Consider the following 15385-nt stretch of genomic DNA (forward strand, 5'->3'; position numbering starts at 1 on the left):
TACCCACTGGACCACGGGCATTCGCCCAGGGTTCAACGCAATCTACAGCCCCTGTTGCAGGAAGGGATCATCCGGGTTCTGCCGCTCCAGCTCGGCCAGCAAAACCTGGACATTCTGCAGCTGGCCGGTTTCCTTCCAGTACTGGATCAGCAGTACCCGCGCCCGGCGATTGGCCGGTTGGCGGCTGAGCAGGGTTTCCAGCTGCTTCTGTGCGGCATCGGCCTGATCCAGATCGTGCAGGGTCACCGCCAGGGTATAGCGGTAATCGGCATTTTCCGGCTCCAGTTCAACCGCGCGCGACAAGGCGAGCAGGGCGTATTCACGCTGGTCGTGGCGGATCAGCCACAGCCCCAGTTCGTACTGCAGGAACGCCGAGTCCGGGCGCAGCGCCAGGGCTTTGGCGAGCACCTGACGGGATTGATCATGGTGGCCCTGGCGTTCCAGCAAGCGCACCTGGGTGGCCAAGGCGTCGAGGCCATCCGGGGCCACGGCGAGGCTGCGCTGCAGGGCTGCAGCCGCTTGGTCGTAGTCATTCTCGTGCAAGTACAGGCGGGCCAGATGCACCTGGGCCTCGGCGTCATCGGGTTGTTTTTCCAGGGCCTGCTGATACTGCTCCAGCGCGGCCTGCAACGGGCCGAAATACAGGCCAATCGCATCGGGATCAAGGCCAAGCAAGGCATCCACTGCCGCAAAGCGCACGCTCTGCTCGTCATCGTCCAGCAATGGCCCCAGCACCAGGCTGCGCTGGGAGGGCGGCAGCAGCTTGCGAATACCGGCAATGGCTGCACGGCGCACCAGCGGTTCCTCGTTTTCCAGGTCCAGGCGGGCCAGCTTAAGCGCTTGCGGCGATGGATAGTTGGGCAACTCGGCATAGAGTGCGGCGCGGCGGATGGGTGTCAGGTCATCACGCTGCAGTTGCTGGTACAGCACCCGGGCGGCACCTGGCAGGCCGTCATGGGCCTGGCGCAGCGCCTTGCCGTAGCTGTGTGGCGGCAGCACCGGTGCAGCGGGCTTGTCGTCGCGGCGCAGGAAAACGATGGCGATCGACACCAGAATCAGCAGCAGTACGGCGATCAGGTAGCTGTGGCGTCTGGGCATCGGGCGCAGCGATCCATGGCGGTGGGAAGGCAGAGCTTGGGGCAGAAAGCCCTGGGCTGCAAGCCGCATGGGCACCCAGGGGCAATAAAAAAGCCCCGCAGACCAAGGCCAGCGGGGCAAACGGTTGGGGGAGGAACCAACCAAAGGAGTCGTTGAAACGGGGCGGGTCAGCGTGCGCTGGCGACGGTCTCCGGCTGCCAACCGCCACCGAGGGCCTTGTAGATCGAGACGATGCCGCGATACAGCTCCACCTCGCCCTGGGCCTGGGCGTCTTCAGCGCTCAGGCGTTCGCGTTCGGCATCGAGCAGCACCAGGTAATCCACCGTGCCCTCGCGGTAACGCACCGAGGCCAAGTCGGCGGCCTTGCGGCTGGCGTCACTCTGGCGCATCAGCGACAACAGCCGCTGCTGGGTCTTGTCGTAATCGCTGAAGGCGTTGGCCGATTCTTCCAAGGCCAGCAGCACCTGCTGTTCATAGTTGGCCAGGGCGCCTTCGGCGTCAGCCTTGGCGCCGCGCAGGCGGGCCCGCACGCTGCCCAGGTCGAAGGCGGCCCAGGTGATGCTTGGGCCCAGTGCCCAGGCATTGGCTGCGGAGGATCCGATCTGCGAGCCACGGGCGGCGGTAAAGCCGAGGAAGCCGCTGAGGCTCACCCGTGGGAACAGGTCGGCAGTGGCCACACCGACATTGGCGGTGGCTGCGGCCAGCTGGCGCTCGGCGCTGCGGATATCCGGGCGGCGGCGTAGCAGCTCGCCCGGGTCACCCACCGGCAAGGCCTTGGCGATGGCCGGCAAGGCCTTGGGCGACAGGTCTACGCTCAGCGCATCCGGGCGCTGGCCAAGCAGGGTGGCGATGCGGTGGCGCGCCCTGGCCTGTTCGGCCTGCAGTTGCGGCACGGTGGCTTCGACACCCGCCAGGCGGGCATCGGCGCGCACCACGTCGAGTTCGTTGCCGACCCCGGCGTCGCGCAGGGTCACGGTGATGTTGCGTGATTCCTGCTGGGTCTTGAGGTTGGCCACGGCGATGTTTTCGCGCAGCTGCGCACCACGTAGCTGGCCATAGGCGTCGACCAGTTCGGCGATCAGGCTGACCTGCAGCTGTTGCAGGTCGGCCTGGGCCGCCGCTTCCTGGGCTTCGCTGGCCTCGATCTGGCGCTGGATGCGGCCGAACAGGTCAAGCTCCCAGGCCATGTCCAGGCCCAGGTCGTAACGTTCCTGGTTGACCCGCTGGGTGGTCTGGCCGGGTACCTGGCCCTTGCCGATCTCGCTGCTGGCGCGGCTGGTGACCACCGGGAACTGGTCGTTGGCGGCGTCATCGCGGATCGCCCGAGCCGACTTGAGCCGGGCGAACGCCACGCGCAGGTCGCGGTTGCCGTCCAGCGATGCCTGCACCAGCTGGTTCAGCACCGGGTCGTCGAACTGCTTCCACCACACGCTTTCGAAGCGGCTGCGGTCGAAGGCTTTGGCCTGTACATAAGTGCTGTCGAAATGCGCGGGTTCGGTGTCTGGGGTCTTGTAGTCCGGGCCTACCGCGCAGGCCGCCAGGGCCAGCGCCAGCAGGCTCGGGGTCAGTGGTTTGAGCAGGTTCATGCGTGGTTCTCCAGCACGTGCGCGTGCTCGGCCTTGCGGGCCTGGCGACGCTCGACGAAGCGGCGGATCAGGAAGAAGAACACCGGGGTCAGGAACAGGCCGAACACAGTCACGCCAATCATCCCCGAGAACACCGCCACACCCATGGCATGGCGCATTTCCGAGCCGGCACCGGAGCTGAACACCAGCGGTACCACACCCATGATGAAGGCGATCGAGGTCATCAGGATCGGCCGCAGACGCAGGCGGCAGGCTTCCAGCACCGCAGCCAGCGGGTCCAGGCCCTTGGCCTGTTCATCCTTGGCAAACTCGACGATCAGGATCGCGTTCTTGCACGCCAGGCCCACCAGCACGATCAGGCCGATCTGGGTGAAGATGTTGTTGTCGCCACCGGACACGATCACCCCGGTGATGGCCGACAGCAGGGTCATCGGCACGATCAGGATCACCGCCAGCGGCAGGCTCCAGCTTTCGTACTGGGCGGCCAGCACCAGGAACGCCAGCAGCACGCACAGCGGGAACACGAACAGCGCGGTATTGCCCGAGAGGATCTGCTGATAGGTGAGGTCGGTCCACTCGAAGGTCATGCCGTTGGGCAGCTCTTCCTTGAGCAGTTTCTCGATTGCCGCCTCGGCCTGGCCGGAGCTGTAACCTGGGGCTGCAGCGCCGTTGATCTCGGCGGTGATAAAGCCGTTGTAGTGCATTACCCGGTCAGGGCCAGAGGTGTCGCTGACCTTGAGGAAGGTCGCCAGCGGGATCATCTCGCCGAGGTTGTTGCGCACCTTCAGCTGGCCGATCTGTTCGGCATCGAGGCGGAACTGCTGCTCGGCCTGGACGTTGACCTGGTAGGTGCGGCCAAAGCGGTTGAAGTCGTTGGTGTACAGCGAGCCCAGGTAGACCTGCAGGGTGTCGAAGATGTCGGTGATCGCCACGCCGTGGGTCTTGGCCTTTTCCCGGTCGATGGCGGCATCGACCTGCGGCACGTTGACCTGGTAGCTGGTGAACAAGCCCGCTAGCTCTGGCACGTTGTGGCTCTTGGCGATGATGTTCTGGGTCTCTTTGTACAGCGCTTCGTAGCCCAGGTTGCCGCGGTCTTCGATCTGCAGGCGGAAGCCGCCGATGGTGCCAAGGCCTTGCACGGGCGGTGGCGGGAAGATCGCGATGTACGCGTCCTGGATGTCAGCGAACTTGGCGTTCAGTGCGGCGGCGATGGCCGCGGCCGACTGGCTCGGGTCCTTGCGCTCGTCGAACGGTTTGAGCGGGGTGAACACGATGCCGCTGTTCGGGCTGTTGGTGAACCCGTTGATCGACAGGCCCGGGAAGGCCACCGAATCGGCAACGCCCGGTTGCTCCAGGGCGATTTCACTCATGCGCTTGATCACCGCCTCGGTGCGGTCGAGGCTGGCGGCGTCAGGCAGTTGGGCGAAGGCCACCAGGTACTGTTTGTCCTGCGCCGGGACGAAACCGGTCGGGGTGCTGGAGAAGCCCAGGTAGGTCAGGCCCATCAGCCCGGCATAGATGAACAGGGCGATGCCGCTGGAGCGGATAACCCGGCGCACGCCGCCCACGTAGCTGTGGCTGGCCCGGTCGAAGAAGCGGTTGAACGGGGCAAACAGCCAGCTGCCCAGCAGGCGCTCCAGGAACCGCGAGAAACGGTCTTTGGGCGCATGGTGGTCTTTGAGCAGCACGGCAGCCAGTGCTGGCGACAGGGTCAGCGAGTTGAATGCCGAGATCACGGTGGAAATGGCGATGGTCAGCGCAAACTGCTTGTAGAACTGCCCGGTAAGGCCGGAAATGAACGCGGCAGGCACGAACACCGCGCACAGCACCAGCGCCGTGGCGATGATCGGCCCGGTCACTTCACTCATGGCCTTCTGCGTGGCTTCCAGCGGTTTCAGGCCCAGCCCGATGTTGCGCTCGACGTTCTCCACCACGACGATGGCGTCGTCCACCACGATACCAATGGCCAACACCAGGCCGAACAGTGACAAGGCGTTGAGCGAGAAGCCGAACAAGTGCATCACCGCGAAGGTACCGATCAGCGAAACGGGTACGGCCAGCAGCGGGATGATCGAGGCGCGCCAGGTCTGCAGGAACAGAATGACCACCAGCACGACCAGCACCAGGGCTTCGAACAGCGTATGCACCACGGCTTCGATGGAGCCACGGACGAACACGGTCGGGTCATAGACGATGCTGTAGTCCATGCCTTCCGGGAAGTCCTTCTTCAGCTCGGCCATCTTCGCCCGCACTTCGTCGGAGATCTCGATGGCGTTGGAGCCCGGGCGCTGGAAGATCGGGATGGCCACCGCCGGCTGGTTGTTCAGCAGCGAGCGCAGGGCGTACTGGCTGGAACCGAGCTCGACCCGGGCGATGTCCTTCAGGCGGGTGATTTCACCATCGGCACCTGCGCGGATGATGATGTTCTCGAACTCTTCCTCGTTGACCAGGCGGCCCTGGGTGTTGATCGACAGCTGGAAGCTGGTCGAACCGGGGGCGGGCGGGGCGCCCAGCTGGCCGGCGGCGACCTGGCGGTTCTGCTCGCGGATGGCGGCCACCACGTCGCTGGCGGTCAGGTTGCGCGAAGCTGTCTTGTTCGGGTCGAGCCACACGCGCAGCGAGTAGTCGCCCATGCCGAACAGCTGCACGTCGCCGACGCCGCCCAGGCGCGCCAGTTCATCCTTGATGTTGAGGATGGCGTAGTTGGACAGGTAGAGCATGTCGTAGCGGTTGTCCGGCGAGGTCAGGTGCACGACCATGGTCAGGTCGGGCGACGCCTTGTCGACGGTGATACCGATCCGCGTCACTTCTTCCGGCAGCTTGGGCTGGGTACGGGTGACGCGGTTCTGCACCTGCACCTGGGCATTGTCAAGGTCCGTGCCCAGGGCGAAGGTGATGGTCAGGGTCAGCTTGCCATCGGCAGTGGACTGCGAGGACATGTACAGCATGTTCTCGACACCGGTGATGGCCTGTTCCAGTGGCGCGGCGACGGTCTCACCGATCACCTTGGGGTTGGCACCGGGGAAGTTGGCGCGCACCACCACGGTCGGTGGTACCACTTCGGGGTATTCGCTGATCGGCAGCTGGAACAGCGAGATCGAGCCCGCAATCAGCAGCACCAGCGACAGCACCGCGGCGAAGATGGGCCGGGTAATGAAGAATTTCGAAAAGTTCATCGGTGTGGTCCCTTAACCGCGTGGCGCCTGGGCGCTGGCGACTTTTTCGGTGGAGCCCGCTACCTTCTGCGCCTGGTTGCTGGCCTCGAGGGCCTGGCGCTGCTGGGCGAGGGCGGCAAGAGTCTGCTCGCTGGCCATTGGTGTTTCTTCCGGGGTCACTGGCGAGCCAGGGCGCACGCGCTGCAGGCCCTTGACCACGATGCGATCGTCCTTGGCAAGGCCGCTACGGACGATGCGCAGGCCTTCGAGCTTCGGCCCCAGTTCCACGGCGCGGTAGGCGGCCTTGTTGTCCTTGTCCATGACCAGCACGAACTTCTTGCCAAGGTCGGTACCGACCGCTTCGTCGTTGATCAGCACAGCGTCGTACTGGGCGCTGCCGACCAGCTTCAGGCGGGCATACAGGCCTGGGGTGAACTGGCCGTCACGGTTGTCGAACACGGCGCGGCCACGGATGGTGCCGGTGCGGGGGTTGACCTGGTTGTCGACAAAGTTCATCTGGCCCAGGTGCGGGTTACCGGTTTCGCTGGTCAGGCCCAGGTACACCGGGGTGCTCTGACCACGCTGGCCATCGCGTGCCAACTGGTTGTACTTGAGGTACACACGCTCGTCGGCGTCGAAGTAGGCGTACACCTTGTCGGTGGAAACCACGCTGGTCAGCGGCGTCACATCGGCAGTGACGATGTTGCCGGCGGTGAATTCGGCGCGGCTGACGCGGCCGCTGATCGGCGCGGTGACGCGGGTGAAGCTGAGGTTCAGGCGGGCCAGGTCGAGCTGGGCCTGGATCGCATCGACCCCGGCGCGGGCTTCGGCGGCGGCGCTGCTGCGCGATTCGGCAAGCTCGGCGGAGATGGCATTGCTGTCGCGCAGGCGCTCGCCACGGCGGGCTTCGTTGGCACTGCGGATGGCGGTGGCCTTGGCCTGTTGCAGCTGTGCTTCGAGGCGGCGGACTTCAGCCTGGAACGGGCGCGGGTCGATCTGGAACAGCAGGTCGCCTTTCTTGACTTGGGCACCTTCGGTGAAGCCGACCAGGTCGATCTGGCCCGAGACCCGTGGGCGCACTTCGACGGTTTCCGGCGCTTCAAGGCGGCCGGTGAACTCGTCCCATTCGTTGATCGGCTGCTCGATGACCTTGGCGACGCTGACCTTGGGCGCGGCGGGAGCCTGCACGGCGTCGGGGGTGCGGCCACAAGCGCTGAGCACCACCACTGCCAGGGCAGCGAGTGGGAAGCGCAAGGGTTTGAGTGAGTGATCCATGGAGAACTCCGCCAATGTATTAGTAGTGGGCGGAGTGTGAGTGTCTTGCGCGTGGCGCACGAATCGAACGGAGCGAAGGTTATTATCACGCGCAATGATATGTCGGGATCAATCATCGATGGCGGGCATGTGACGGGGCTTGCGGGTAAGCTCTCTAACTGCAGTGCCGGCCTCTTGGTAGGCAAGCCCGTTCTCAAGGCCTGTGCAGTACCTGTGGGAGCGGGCTTGCCCGCGAAGGGGCCAGTGCAGACACCTCCGCACAGCAACTGAAATAGGCCCCGCCTTGCACACCTACCACCGCCTCCCTGGCCCCCTCGGTATCGTCCTCCTCGGCGTGCTGCAAATCCTGGTCTGGGGCGGCTCGTTCTTCCTCATGGCGGTGATGGCCGACCCGATCAGCCGCGATACCGGCTGGCCCAGCCAGTGGGTCTACGGCGCGCTGTCCCTGAGCCTGATGGTCTCGGCGCTGTTCGCCCCCTGGTCCAGCCGACTGGTGGCACGCTATGGCGGCCGTCCGCAAATGGCCGCCAGCGGCGCGGTGGTGGCGGTGGGGTTGCTGATCATGGCCGCCAGCCACAACCTCGGGCTGTTCCTGCTGGCCTGGGCAGTGATCGGCATTGGCATGGCCATGGGCTTGTATGAAGCGCTGTTCGCCACCCTCGGCGGGTTGTATGGCGAAGGTGCGGGCAAGGCCATCACCGGCATTACCCTGATTGCCGGCTTCGCCTCGACCCTGTCCTGGCCAACCGTGGCCCTGGCCATCGAACACATTGGCTGGCGGGCAACGTGCGTGTGCTATGCACTGGTGCTGTTCGTGGTGGTCGCGCCGTTGTATTGGCGGGTGCTGCCTGCGGGCGGCCGGGTCGAGCTGCCGGCCAAGGCGCAGGCACAAGGCGAGGCAGTCGGTGTGGACCGCCCGCTTTACCTGCTGCTGACCAGCATGTTCGCCATCGGTGCAATCATCATGACCGCCATCGCCGTGCAGCTGGTGGCTGTGCTGCAGGGGTTGGGGCATTCGCTGCCGGTGGCCATCGGCCTGGCAGCGATGCTCGGCCCCAGCCAGGTGGCATCGCGGGTGCTGCAGATTCTGGCGGGCAAGCGCCACCCGATCTGGACCGCGCTGGCCTGGGTCAGCCTGGTGCTGGTGGGGTTGCTGATGGTAACGCTGGTGCCAGCGGCCACGGCGGTGGGCTTGCTGGTGTTTGGCTGCGGCAATGGCCTGCGGGCGATCGTGCGCGGCTTGCTGCCACTGGCAATGATGCCGCCAGCGCAGTATGTGTTGCTGATGGGGCGCATGTCGCGGCCATCGCTGATCGGGCAGGCGCTGACGCCGGTGGTGGGTGGCTTTCTGTTCGAGCACTTTGGCTCGATGGGAGTGTTGCTGACCCTGTGCCTGCTGGCGCTGACCAATGTACTGCTGGTGGTGGCGGTGATGCACCGGGTGCGGGCCAGCGCCGGTGCGGTTTGAGGGTCAGCCCTGGGCAAACGCCAACAGCTTGTCGCCATCGAGCCGGTAGCGCACCCACTCATCCTGTGGCTCGGCCCCCAGCGATTTGTAGAAGCTGATCGCAGGCTCGTTCCAGTCCAGTACGCTCCACTCGAAGCGCCCGCAGCCTTTGGCCACTGCCTCGCGAGCGATGTGCCGCAACACATCCCGGCCCGCACCCCCACCGCGCTGCTCGGGGGTGATGTACAGGTCTTCCAGATAGATGCCATTGCGGCCCTGCCAGGTCGAGTAGCTGTAGAAATACACGGCGAAGCCGATGGCCTTGCCGTCGCGTTCGCAGATCAGGCTGTGCACGGTGCTACCTTCATCGAACAGGCTATGCTCGATGTCGGCAACGGTGGCAACCACCTCATGACGGGCGCGCTCGTACTCGGCCAGCTCGGTGATATAGGCAAGAATCTGCGCAGCATCACTGCGAACGGCGGGGCGGATGGTCAGGCTCATGCAGGGGCTTCCATGTTCTTGGTTGGAGGGTTCTCTGGTGAGCGGTACAGTGATGTGTATCTGCATAATTTAAGGTAACTGTACCGGTCGCAGGGCAGGGCGACTCCGTTAGTGTGACAGCACCTGCAACGATTCTGGAATGCCTGCCATGCTTGCCTCTGCCGACCTGCTCACCGCCTTCATGCTGTTTGCCTTCGTTTCCTCGATCACACCGGGGCCTAACAACACCATGCTGCTGGCCTCAGGCGTGAACTTCGGTGTGCGCCGTTCGATCCCGCATGCCATGGGTATCAGCGTCGGTTTCATGGTCATGGTGCTGGCGGTGGGCCTGGGCCTTGGTGAGGTGTTCAAGGCATGGCCGGTGCTGTACAGCGTGCTGCGCTATACCGGTGCGGCCTACTTGCTGTACCTGGCCTGGAAGATCGCCACCTCAGGGCCGCTTGGCGCTGACTCGCCAGGCGCACGCAAGCCGCTGGGGTTCTGGGGCGCTGCGGCATTCCAGTGGGTCAACCCCAAGGCCTGGGTGATGGCGGTGGGGGCGATCACCACCTACACCCCGGCCCAGGGCTATGTAACCAACGTGGTGGTCATTGCCGCGCTGTTCGCTTTGGTCAACTTGCCCAGCGTCGGGGTATGGGTGATGTTCGGCAGCGCGCTGCGCAACCTGCTGCAGAACCCGCGCTGGTTGATGCTGTTCAATGTCCTGATGGCCGTGTTGCTGGTGATTTCACTTTACCCGTTGCTGTTTGTAGAATCGGCGTTTTCATGAACCGTCGAGTCCAGTAAACCGATGCAGCTGATCCCCTGGTCCTTCGAGACCTCCGAAGGCTTTACCTTGCGTGGCTGGCGCTCGCCAGCCAGCGGCAAGCCGCTGCTGCACTTTCTGCACGGCAACGGCTTCTGCTGCCTGGTCTACCAGCCGTTGCTGATGAGCCTCAGTGAACATTTCGATGTGTGGCTCAGCGATGTGCAGGGCCATGGCGACAGCGACCATGGCGGTGATTTCCGCGGCTGGAACCGTACCGCTGCGCTCGCGGTGGAAGCCTTCGATGCCGGCCGTGGGGAATATGGCGAGGTTCCCCGGTACGCAGTGGGGCACAGTTTCGGCGGCGTGCTGACCGGTTTGATGCTGGCCAGCCAGCCGGGCTTGTTTGCCCGGGCCGTTTTGCTCGACCCTGTGCTGTTCAGCCGGCGCATGATCGGCGTGATGGGCGCCGCTGCGCTGGTTGGCTTGCACCGCCGGCATGCTTTGGCGCGCAAGGCCGCCAGCCGGCGCAGCCATTGGCCGGACCGCGAGTCGGCGCGGGCATCGCTGCAGGGGCGAGGTATATTCAAAGGCTGGAGCGACGCGGCGCTGCAGGCCTATGTCGAGCACGCGATCGGCGATTGCGGTGAGGGTGTGGTGCTCAAGTGCCGGCCCAGCCGCGAAGTCGAGATTTTCAGCTCATTCCCGTCGCGCATGTGGGCGCAGCTGGCTTCCATCCAGGTGCCCACGCTGGTGCTTTATGGCGAACAGACCTACCCCTTCGTGCCGCACTCGGTGCAGCGCCTGGCCAGGCTCAACCCTGAGGTGAGCGCCCTTCAGGTTCCCGGCGGGCACTGCTTCATGCAAGAAGATCCAGTGCGTTGTGCCCACGAGGTAAAGGCGTACTTGATGGAGCGGTTGGCTGGATAGCTTTTCCAGCAAGCACTGCGGCGGCCCTGGCACTTAAGCTGAATCTTTTGCGGGCAGCCCACCATGGACTTCGATGGCTTTGACGGTCACCCCTATTTGAAAGAGCGCTTCAATTACTCCAGCCAGGCGGTTGCGCTTCTGCGCCAATCGTTTGATCGCAAAATTGCCCCCCTGGTGCAGCCGAGCGAGTTATCGATCGTAGCGGTGGGTTCCTATGGACGATATGAAGTTTCATGTGCTTCGGATATGGACTTCTTTATCCTGCATGAGCACGGCCTGAGCAAGTCGGTGCTCGCTCAGGTACTGCAGCTTGCCACTGAGAAGATGCGGGCACTGAGCCTGCCTGGAGAGAGTGATAAAGAAAAGTTCAGCGATGCCGCTCTGGTAGATCGCTCGCGTCTGAGCGAGAACATAGGTGGCAAGCGTGAATGCAGCGAAACGCTTACGCGGCGCATGCTATTGCTGCTGGAAAGCTGCTCGTTGTTTGGTGATGCCTGTTACGGGCAGACCCAGCAAACCATATTGAGCGAGTATGTACCTGACAAACAGGGACGGGGCCTTGCACGCTTCATGCTCAACGATCTGGTGCGTTACCACCGTACATTGATGAGCAACTTTGAAGAGAAAATCGTCGAGGGCAAGGCCTGGGGCGTGCGCAACATCAAACTGCGCTTCTCGCGAAAACTGTTGTTCATGGGAGGGATCGTGCTGATTGCGCAGTCGTGCGGGTTGCCGGGCGAAGACAAACGACACACTATTCGACAACTGACAAGGTACACGCCGTTGCAACGGTTGGCGCTGCTCGGTCAGTCAAACCCGCATACCTCGCTCGTACTTGAACAATATTCGTATTTTCTCAGGATGATTTCTTCGCCCGATAACCGACAGCGGCTGGATCGTCTTCAGCCGGCACATGCCTATCGCGAACCGCTGTACCGAGAGCTCAAAGAACTCGGCAAAGCCTTTTCCGCCAGCTTGCAACAATGGCTACAGGCTCAGTATCCCGAACATCCTATCCACAATGCCTTGCTTTTCTAGTGGTGAGCATTCCGTTCTATTGGTGGGACGATCAGTGCTGATTTTGCCATCTTGTCTCGAATTGGGGTCATCGGTAAGTTGATGGCCATCGAGAGAGGAGACTTCTCATGAAAAAGATCCTGGGTATCCACCGTAGCCCTCACGCCCATTGGGTTGGCGATGGCTTCCCTGTGCGCAGCCTGTTCACTTACGACAATCTGGCGAGCAAAATCAGCCCGTTCCTGTTGCTGGACTATGCCGGCCCCTACGACTTCACTTCGACCAGTGACCGTCGCGGCGTCGGCCAGCACCCGCATCGCGGGTTCGAGACCGTGACCATCGTCTACCAAGGCGAGCTGGAGCACCGCGACTCTACGGGCGCCGGCGGCCTGATCGGCCCGGGTGACGTGCAGTGGATGACGGCCGCCAACGGCATCATCCACGAAGAGTTCCATTCCCCGGCGTTTGCCCGTAGCGGCGGCACGCTGGAGATGGTGCAGCTGTGGGTCAACCTGCCGGCGCGTGACAAGCGTGCGGCGGCGGGTTACCAGACGCTGTTGTCGGCGGACATCCCCGTGGTGCAACTGGAAGGCGGCGCCGGCAGTTTGCGGGTGATCGCCGGTGGCTATCAGGGCCATTCGGGCCCGGCGCGGACCTTCACGCCGATGGACGTGTGGGACATGCACCTGAATGCCGGTACCAGCCTGAAATTGCCAGTCGCAGAAGGCCGCAATGCTGCGCTGGTGGTGCTGCGCGGCAGCGTGCGGGTCAATGGCGAGCGTGAAGCGGGCCCGGCCAGCCTGGTGCTGCTGGAGCGCGGTGGCGAAGATGTGGCCATCGAGGCGCTCGAGGGCTCCAGCCTGCTGCTGCTCAGCGGTGAACCGATCGATGAGCCGATCGTTGGCTATGGCCCGTTCGTGATGAACAGCCAGGCAGAGATTGCCGAGTCGTTCGATGACTTCCACGCCGGGCGCTTTGGACAGATGGCGGGCGAGGGGGCTGGCCTCGATCATTGATTGCCTGTACCGGCCTATTCGCGGGTAAACCCGCTCCCACAGGATGACCACAGGGTCGAGCAATGTGGGTTCCCTGTGGGAGCGGGTTTACCCGCGAATACGTCGGTACAAGCGACACAAAACTTGGCATGATGCAGCGATGCCTCTGTCCCACTTGCACGCCGTGCACCGTTCTCTCAGCGCTTCTGGCCAGCACACCTTGTGGCTGCGCTATCCCACACCCTACCACTGGCCTTCCACGCTGGCCTTCCTGGCCGCCCGTTGTATCCCTGGTATCGAAACCTTCCGCGATGGCACCTATCGCCGCAGTTTCAGCGTGGCTGGCAAGCACGCGATGCTCGAAGCCAGGCCGGCCAATGGCGGCCGCCTGTTCATCCGCTTCAGCGGCGTGCCTGCCCAGTTCGTCCCCGCGCTGATTTCCCGCATCCGCCGCTTCTTCGACCTTGACGCCGAACCCGCACGCATTGATGCCGAGCTGTCCCGCGACCCGTTGATGGCCAGGCTGCTCGCCGCCCGCCCAGGCCTGCGCGTGCCACAAGGCTGGGACGCCTGCGAACAAGCCATGCGCACGGTGCTCGGTCAGCAGATCAGCGTGGCCGGTGCCATGACCCTGGCCGGACGCCTGGTGGCCCGCCACGGCCAGCCGTTGCGTCTGCCGGCCGCTGGCCTGACACATGTCTTCCCGACGCCGAATGCACTTGCCAACGCCGATCTGGAAAACCTGGGCATGCCCCGCGCTCGCGCTGCCACCCTTGGTACTTTGGCGCGAGCGTTACTGGCGCAGCCAACTTTGCTACGAACGGGCCAGGCGCTGGAACCGCTGCTGGCCAACCTCTGCCGCCTGAAAGGGATCGGCCCCTGGAGTGCCCACTATCTGGCACTGCGCCAAGCGGGTGCCGTTGATGCATTGCCGCTGGGCGATGTGGCATTGGTCAAGGCGTTACGCCTGCTGGAAGGGCCTGACGCCCAACTGGCCGAGCGCGCCTTGGCCTGGCGCCCTTGGCGCGCATATGCCGCGCAGCATCTATGGGCGTCATTGGCTGATAAATAAGGCCGACCGCCTGTCGCGAAGTGCACGCATTCGATCGAACAGGCGAGGCCTCTTATCGTTCTTCCACTAAGGTGCTAAAGGATTCTCTTGCACGATCATTGCCCCGGCGCATGGACGGCCGCTTGGGCATGCGCAATATCAATTGGCACCCTGCCTGCCAAAGGCGTACTCACACATAACAGGCCATCCAGTACAGAGAGGGTCGTACCATGTCGTTGATTGGAGTTTCGATGCTGGAAATGCGGCAGATCATCGAGCAGGCCTGTCTGCCCGATCGCTGCGAAGTCAGCTGCCCGGACGGCACCACCCTGACCATTCGCCTGGGTCAGGGGCAAAACCTGGAGCAGGGCGTCACCCTCTCCGGGGTTTCGCTGCAGAGCTTGAACAGTTGTCGCGACCTGGTGCACCTGGTCGGCCAACTGCACACCCTGCGAGACAGCCACCCGGCGGCACTCAGGGCCATCGCCTGAGCACCGAAGTGCACCGGTCAGCCGAGGCTGGCCGGGCGCACGTATTCCGGCGTCAGACCGGACCAGAACAGGATCATCGCCACCAGGATGGTCACCAGCAACAGCAGCCCCACGCCCCAGACGCAGCTGGCAAACAGCATGGCCTGCTCCTTGCGCAGGCGCAGGAAGGTCTGCAAGCCGCCGTACAAAAGGATTGTGGCGTAGGCTGAAGCGCCAACCAGTACCAGCAGCGCCAACCAGCGCATCGGCAGCAGGCCGACGATCCCGGCGAAGAACCACGGCGTGGCGCAATAGGCGGCGAAGCCGATGCATTGATTGAGCGTCGGTTGCGCGTCGAAACCGCGTGACATCCAGCGGATCATCACCCCCATCAGCATCACCCCGACCACGGTGGTGGCATACAGCAACCCGGACAGTTGTGCGGCGCTGGCCATGCTTAATTGCACCCGCTCTTGCGCAGCCAGGCTCCAACCGAAGGTAGTGGTGCCGACGAACAGGCACAGGGCAGGGATCAGGGCCAGCGCCAACAGGCGCGGCAGGTATTGCTGCGGATGGTCTTCCTCGGCGCGGCGGATTTCGATCCAGGCGTCGGAGGGGTGGGTGAAGAGCTTGAGCAACGGGCTGTTCATGGGGTTCTCCAGAAGGCAGTGCCTTTGTAGTTATGGAGATCCACCGTTTGCGTCAGGTTCAGCCCGCTGCGCCGCCGTTGATCGGCTTATTGCAGCTCCAGCAGCAGGTTCAGGCCGCCATCGCCGCATTTGCCCTGGTCGCGAACCACCCCACGATAACTTTGCCCGTCCCAGACGAATGCCACGCTGTGCGCGCGCTCGACCTTGTCTGGCAGTGGCGGGCAGATGTGCAGGCGCAGGGCAGGGCGGCCCTGCAGGCTGAGGGCCGCCATCTGGCATTGGCATTCCACGCTCAGGGCCACCGGGCCAAACAGGGTGTCGCGGACGTAGTCCAGCTGCAGGCTAGCGTTGGGCGCGCGGCCTGGCATCTTCATGGCCGCTGGTCCCCTGGGCGATGGCACAGCAGGTAAGGCTGGATGGGCATAGGTGGCAGGCTCCTGGCAAAAGGATGGCACGTATCAT

14 protein-coding genes are annotated in these 15385 nt (G+C 63.9%); 7 read left to right on the forward strand and 7 right to left on the reverse strand.

What is annotated here, in order from left to right; translation table 11 throughout:
- Positions 1 to 42: 42 nt before the first annotated feature.
- The 4 genes from BUQ73_RS10820 to mexE form a co-directional block, all read right to left on the reverse strand.
- Positions 43 to 1098, reverse strand: a complete 1056-nt coding sequence (locus tag BUQ73_RS10820) for a tetratricopeptide repeat protein (RefSeq protein ID WP_079227921.1) — start codon at positions 1096 to 1098, stop codon at positions 43 to 45.
- Between the two features lie 167 nt (positions 1099 to 1265).
- On the reverse strand, positions 1266 to 2684 hold the full coding sequence (locus tag BUQ73_RS10825; protein WP_079227922.1) for an efflux transporter outer membrane subunit: 1419 nt from the start codon (positions 2682 to 2684) through the stop codon (positions 1266 to 1268).
- A complete protein-coding gene (locus BUQ73_RS10830) occupies positions 2681 to 5860 on the reverse strand; it encodes an efflux RND transporter permease subunit (RefSeq protein ID WP_079227923.1) in 3180 nt (1059 codons plus the stop codon). Before BUQ73_RS10830 ends, BUQ73_RS10825 begins: the two co-directional genes overlap by 4 nt.
- Positions 5861 to 5872: 12 nt before the next feature.
- The gene (gene mexE / locus BUQ73_RS10835) at positions 5873 to 7114 is read right to left on the reverse strand and encodes a multidrug efflux RND transporter periplasmic adaptor subunit MexE (protein WP_079227924.1); all 1242 of its coding nucleotides are present in this window, start codon (positions 7112 to 7114) and stop codon (positions 5873 to 5875) included.
- 334 nt (positions 7115 to 7448) lie between these two features.
- On the opposite strand from mexE, the gene BUQ73_RS10840 reads away from it, so the two are divergent.
- Positions 7449 to 8582: an MFS transporter gene (locus BUQ73_RS10840; protein WP_079230530.1), complete on the forward strand. Its 1134-nt coding sequence runs from the start codon at positions 7449 to 7451 to the stop codon at positions 8580 to 8582.
- A 3-nt stretch (positions 8583 to 8585) separates the two neighbouring features.
- On the opposite strand, the gene BUQ73_RS10845 is transcribed toward BUQ73_RS10840, so the two are convergent.
- Positions 8586 to 9065, reverse strand: a complete 480-nt coding sequence (locus BUQ73_RS10845; RefSeq protein ID WP_079227925.1) for a GNAT family N-acetyltransferase — start codon at positions 9063 to 9065, stop codon at positions 8586 to 8588.
- Between the two features lie 139 nt (positions 9066 to 9204).
- On the opposite strand from BUQ73_RS10845, the gene BUQ73_RS10850 reads away from it, so the two are divergent.
- The 6 genes from BUQ73_RS10850 (at position 9205) to BUQ73_RS10875 (ending at position 14294) form a co-directional block, all read left to right on the forward strand.
- Positions 9205 to 9834, forward strand: coding sequence for a LysE family translocator (locus BUQ73_RS10850; RefSeq protein ID WP_152031538.1), 630 nt, complete (start codon positions 9205 to 9207; stop codon positions 9832 to 9834).
- A gap of 21 nt (positions 9835 to 9855) precedes the next feature.
- Positions 9856 to 10740, forward strand: coding sequence for an alpha/beta fold hydrolase (locus tag BUQ73_RS10855; protein ID WP_079227927.1), 885 nt, complete (start codon positions 9856 to 9858; stop codon positions 10738 to 10740).
- Between the two features lie 63 nt (positions 10741 to 10803).
- Complete coding sequence (locus BUQ73_RS10860) at positions 10804 to 11778, forward strand: hypothetical protein (protein WP_079227928.1); 975 nt, start codon at positions 10804 to 10806, stop codon at positions 11776 to 11778.
- A gap of 107 nt (positions 11779 to 11885) precedes the next feature.
- Complete coding sequence (locus BUQ73_RS10865) at positions 11886 to 12773, forward strand: pirin family protein (RefSeq protein ID WP_079227929.1); 888 nt, start codon at positions 11886 to 11888, stop codon at positions 12771 to 12773.
- Between the two features lie 139 nt (positions 12774 to 12912).
- Positions 12913 to 13824, forward strand: coding sequence for a DNA-3-methyladenine glycosylase family protein (locus tag BUQ73_RS10870; RefSeq protein WP_079227930.1), 912 nt, complete (start codon positions 12913 to 12915; stop codon positions 13822 to 13824).
- Positions 13825 to 14033: 209 nt separating this feature from the next.
- A complete protein-coding gene (locus tag BUQ73_RS10875) occupies positions 14034 to 14294 on the forward strand; it encodes a DUF1652 domain-containing protein (protein WP_079227931.1) in 261 nt (86 codons plus the stop codon).
- Positions 14295 to 14311: 17 nt separating this feature from the next.
- On the opposite strand, the gene BUQ73_RS10880 is transcribed toward BUQ73_RS10875, so the two are convergent.
- Both BUQ73_RS10880 and BUQ73_RS10885 read right to left on the reverse strand, forming a co-directional pair.
- A complete protein-coding gene (locus BUQ73_RS10880; RefSeq protein WP_079227932.1) occupies positions 14312 to 14923 on the reverse strand; it encodes a Yip1 family protein in 612 nt (203 codons plus the stop codon).
- 86 nt (positions 14924 to 15009) lie between these two features.
- Positions 15010 to 15297, reverse strand: coding sequence for a hypothetical protein (locus BUQ73_RS10885; RefSeq protein ID WP_079227933.1), 288 nt, complete (start codon positions 15295 to 15297; stop codon positions 15010 to 15012).
- Positions 15298 to 15385: the final 88 nt, after the last annotated feature.

Source organism: Pseudomonas putida (assembly GCF_002025705.1).
GTDB classification, from domain to species: domain Bacteria; phylum Pseudomonadota; class Gammaproteobacteria; order Pseudomonadales; family Pseudomonadaceae; genus Aquipseudomonas; species Aquipseudomonas putida_J.

Coding starts and splice junctions, on each gene's coding strand:
- BUQ73_RS10820 (WP_079227921.1), bottom strand. CDS start 1,098: ATGCCCAGACGCCACAGCTACCTGATCGCCGTACTGCTGCTGATTCTG.
- BUQ73_RS10825 (WP_079227922.1), bottom strand. CDS start 2,684: ATGAACCTGCTCAAACCACTGACCCCGAGCCTGCTGGCGCTGGCCCTG.
- BUQ73_RS10830 (WP_079227923.1), bottom strand. CDS start 5,860: ATGAACTTTTCGAAATTCTTCATTACCCGGCCCATCTTCGCCGCGGTG.
- mexE (WP_079227924.1), bottom strand. CDS start 7,114: ATGGATCACTCACTCAAACCCTTGCGCTTCCCACTCGCTGCCCTGGCA.
- BUQ73_RS10845 (WP_079227925.1), bottom strand. CDS start 9,065: ATGAGCCTGACCATCCGCCCCGCCGTTCGCAGTGATGCTGCGCAGATT.
- BUQ73_RS10850 (WP_152031538.1), top strand. CDS start 9,205: ATGCCTGCCATGCTTGCCTCTGCCGACCTGCTCACCGCCTTCATGCTG.
- BUQ73_RS10855 (WP_079227927.1), top strand. CDS start 9,856: ATGCAGCTGATCCCCTGGTCCTTCGAGACCTCCGAAGGCTTTACCTTG.
- BUQ73_RS10860 (WP_079227928.1), top strand. CDS start 10,804: ATGGACTTCGATGGCTTTGACGGTCACCCCTATTTGAAAGAGCGCTTC.
- BUQ73_RS10865 (WP_079227929.1), top strand. CDS start 11,886: ATGAAAAAGATCCTGGGTATCCACCGTAGCCCTCACGCCCATTGGGTT.
- BUQ73_RS10870 (WP_079227930.1), top strand. CDS start 12,913: ATGCCTCTGTCCCACTTGCACGCCGTGCACCGTTCTCTCAGCGCTTCT.
- BUQ73_RS10875 (WP_079227931.1), top strand. CDS start 14,034: ATGTCGTTGATTGGAGTTTCGATGCTGGAAATGCGGCAGATCATCGAG.
- BUQ73_RS10880 (WP_079227932.1), bottom strand. CDS start 14,923: ATGAACAGCCCGTTGCTCAAGCTCTTCACCCACCCCTCCGACGCCTGG.
- BUQ73_RS10885 (WP_079227933.1), bottom strand. CDS start 15,297: ATGAAGATGCCAGGCCGCGCGCCCAACGCTAGCCTGCAGCTGGACTAC.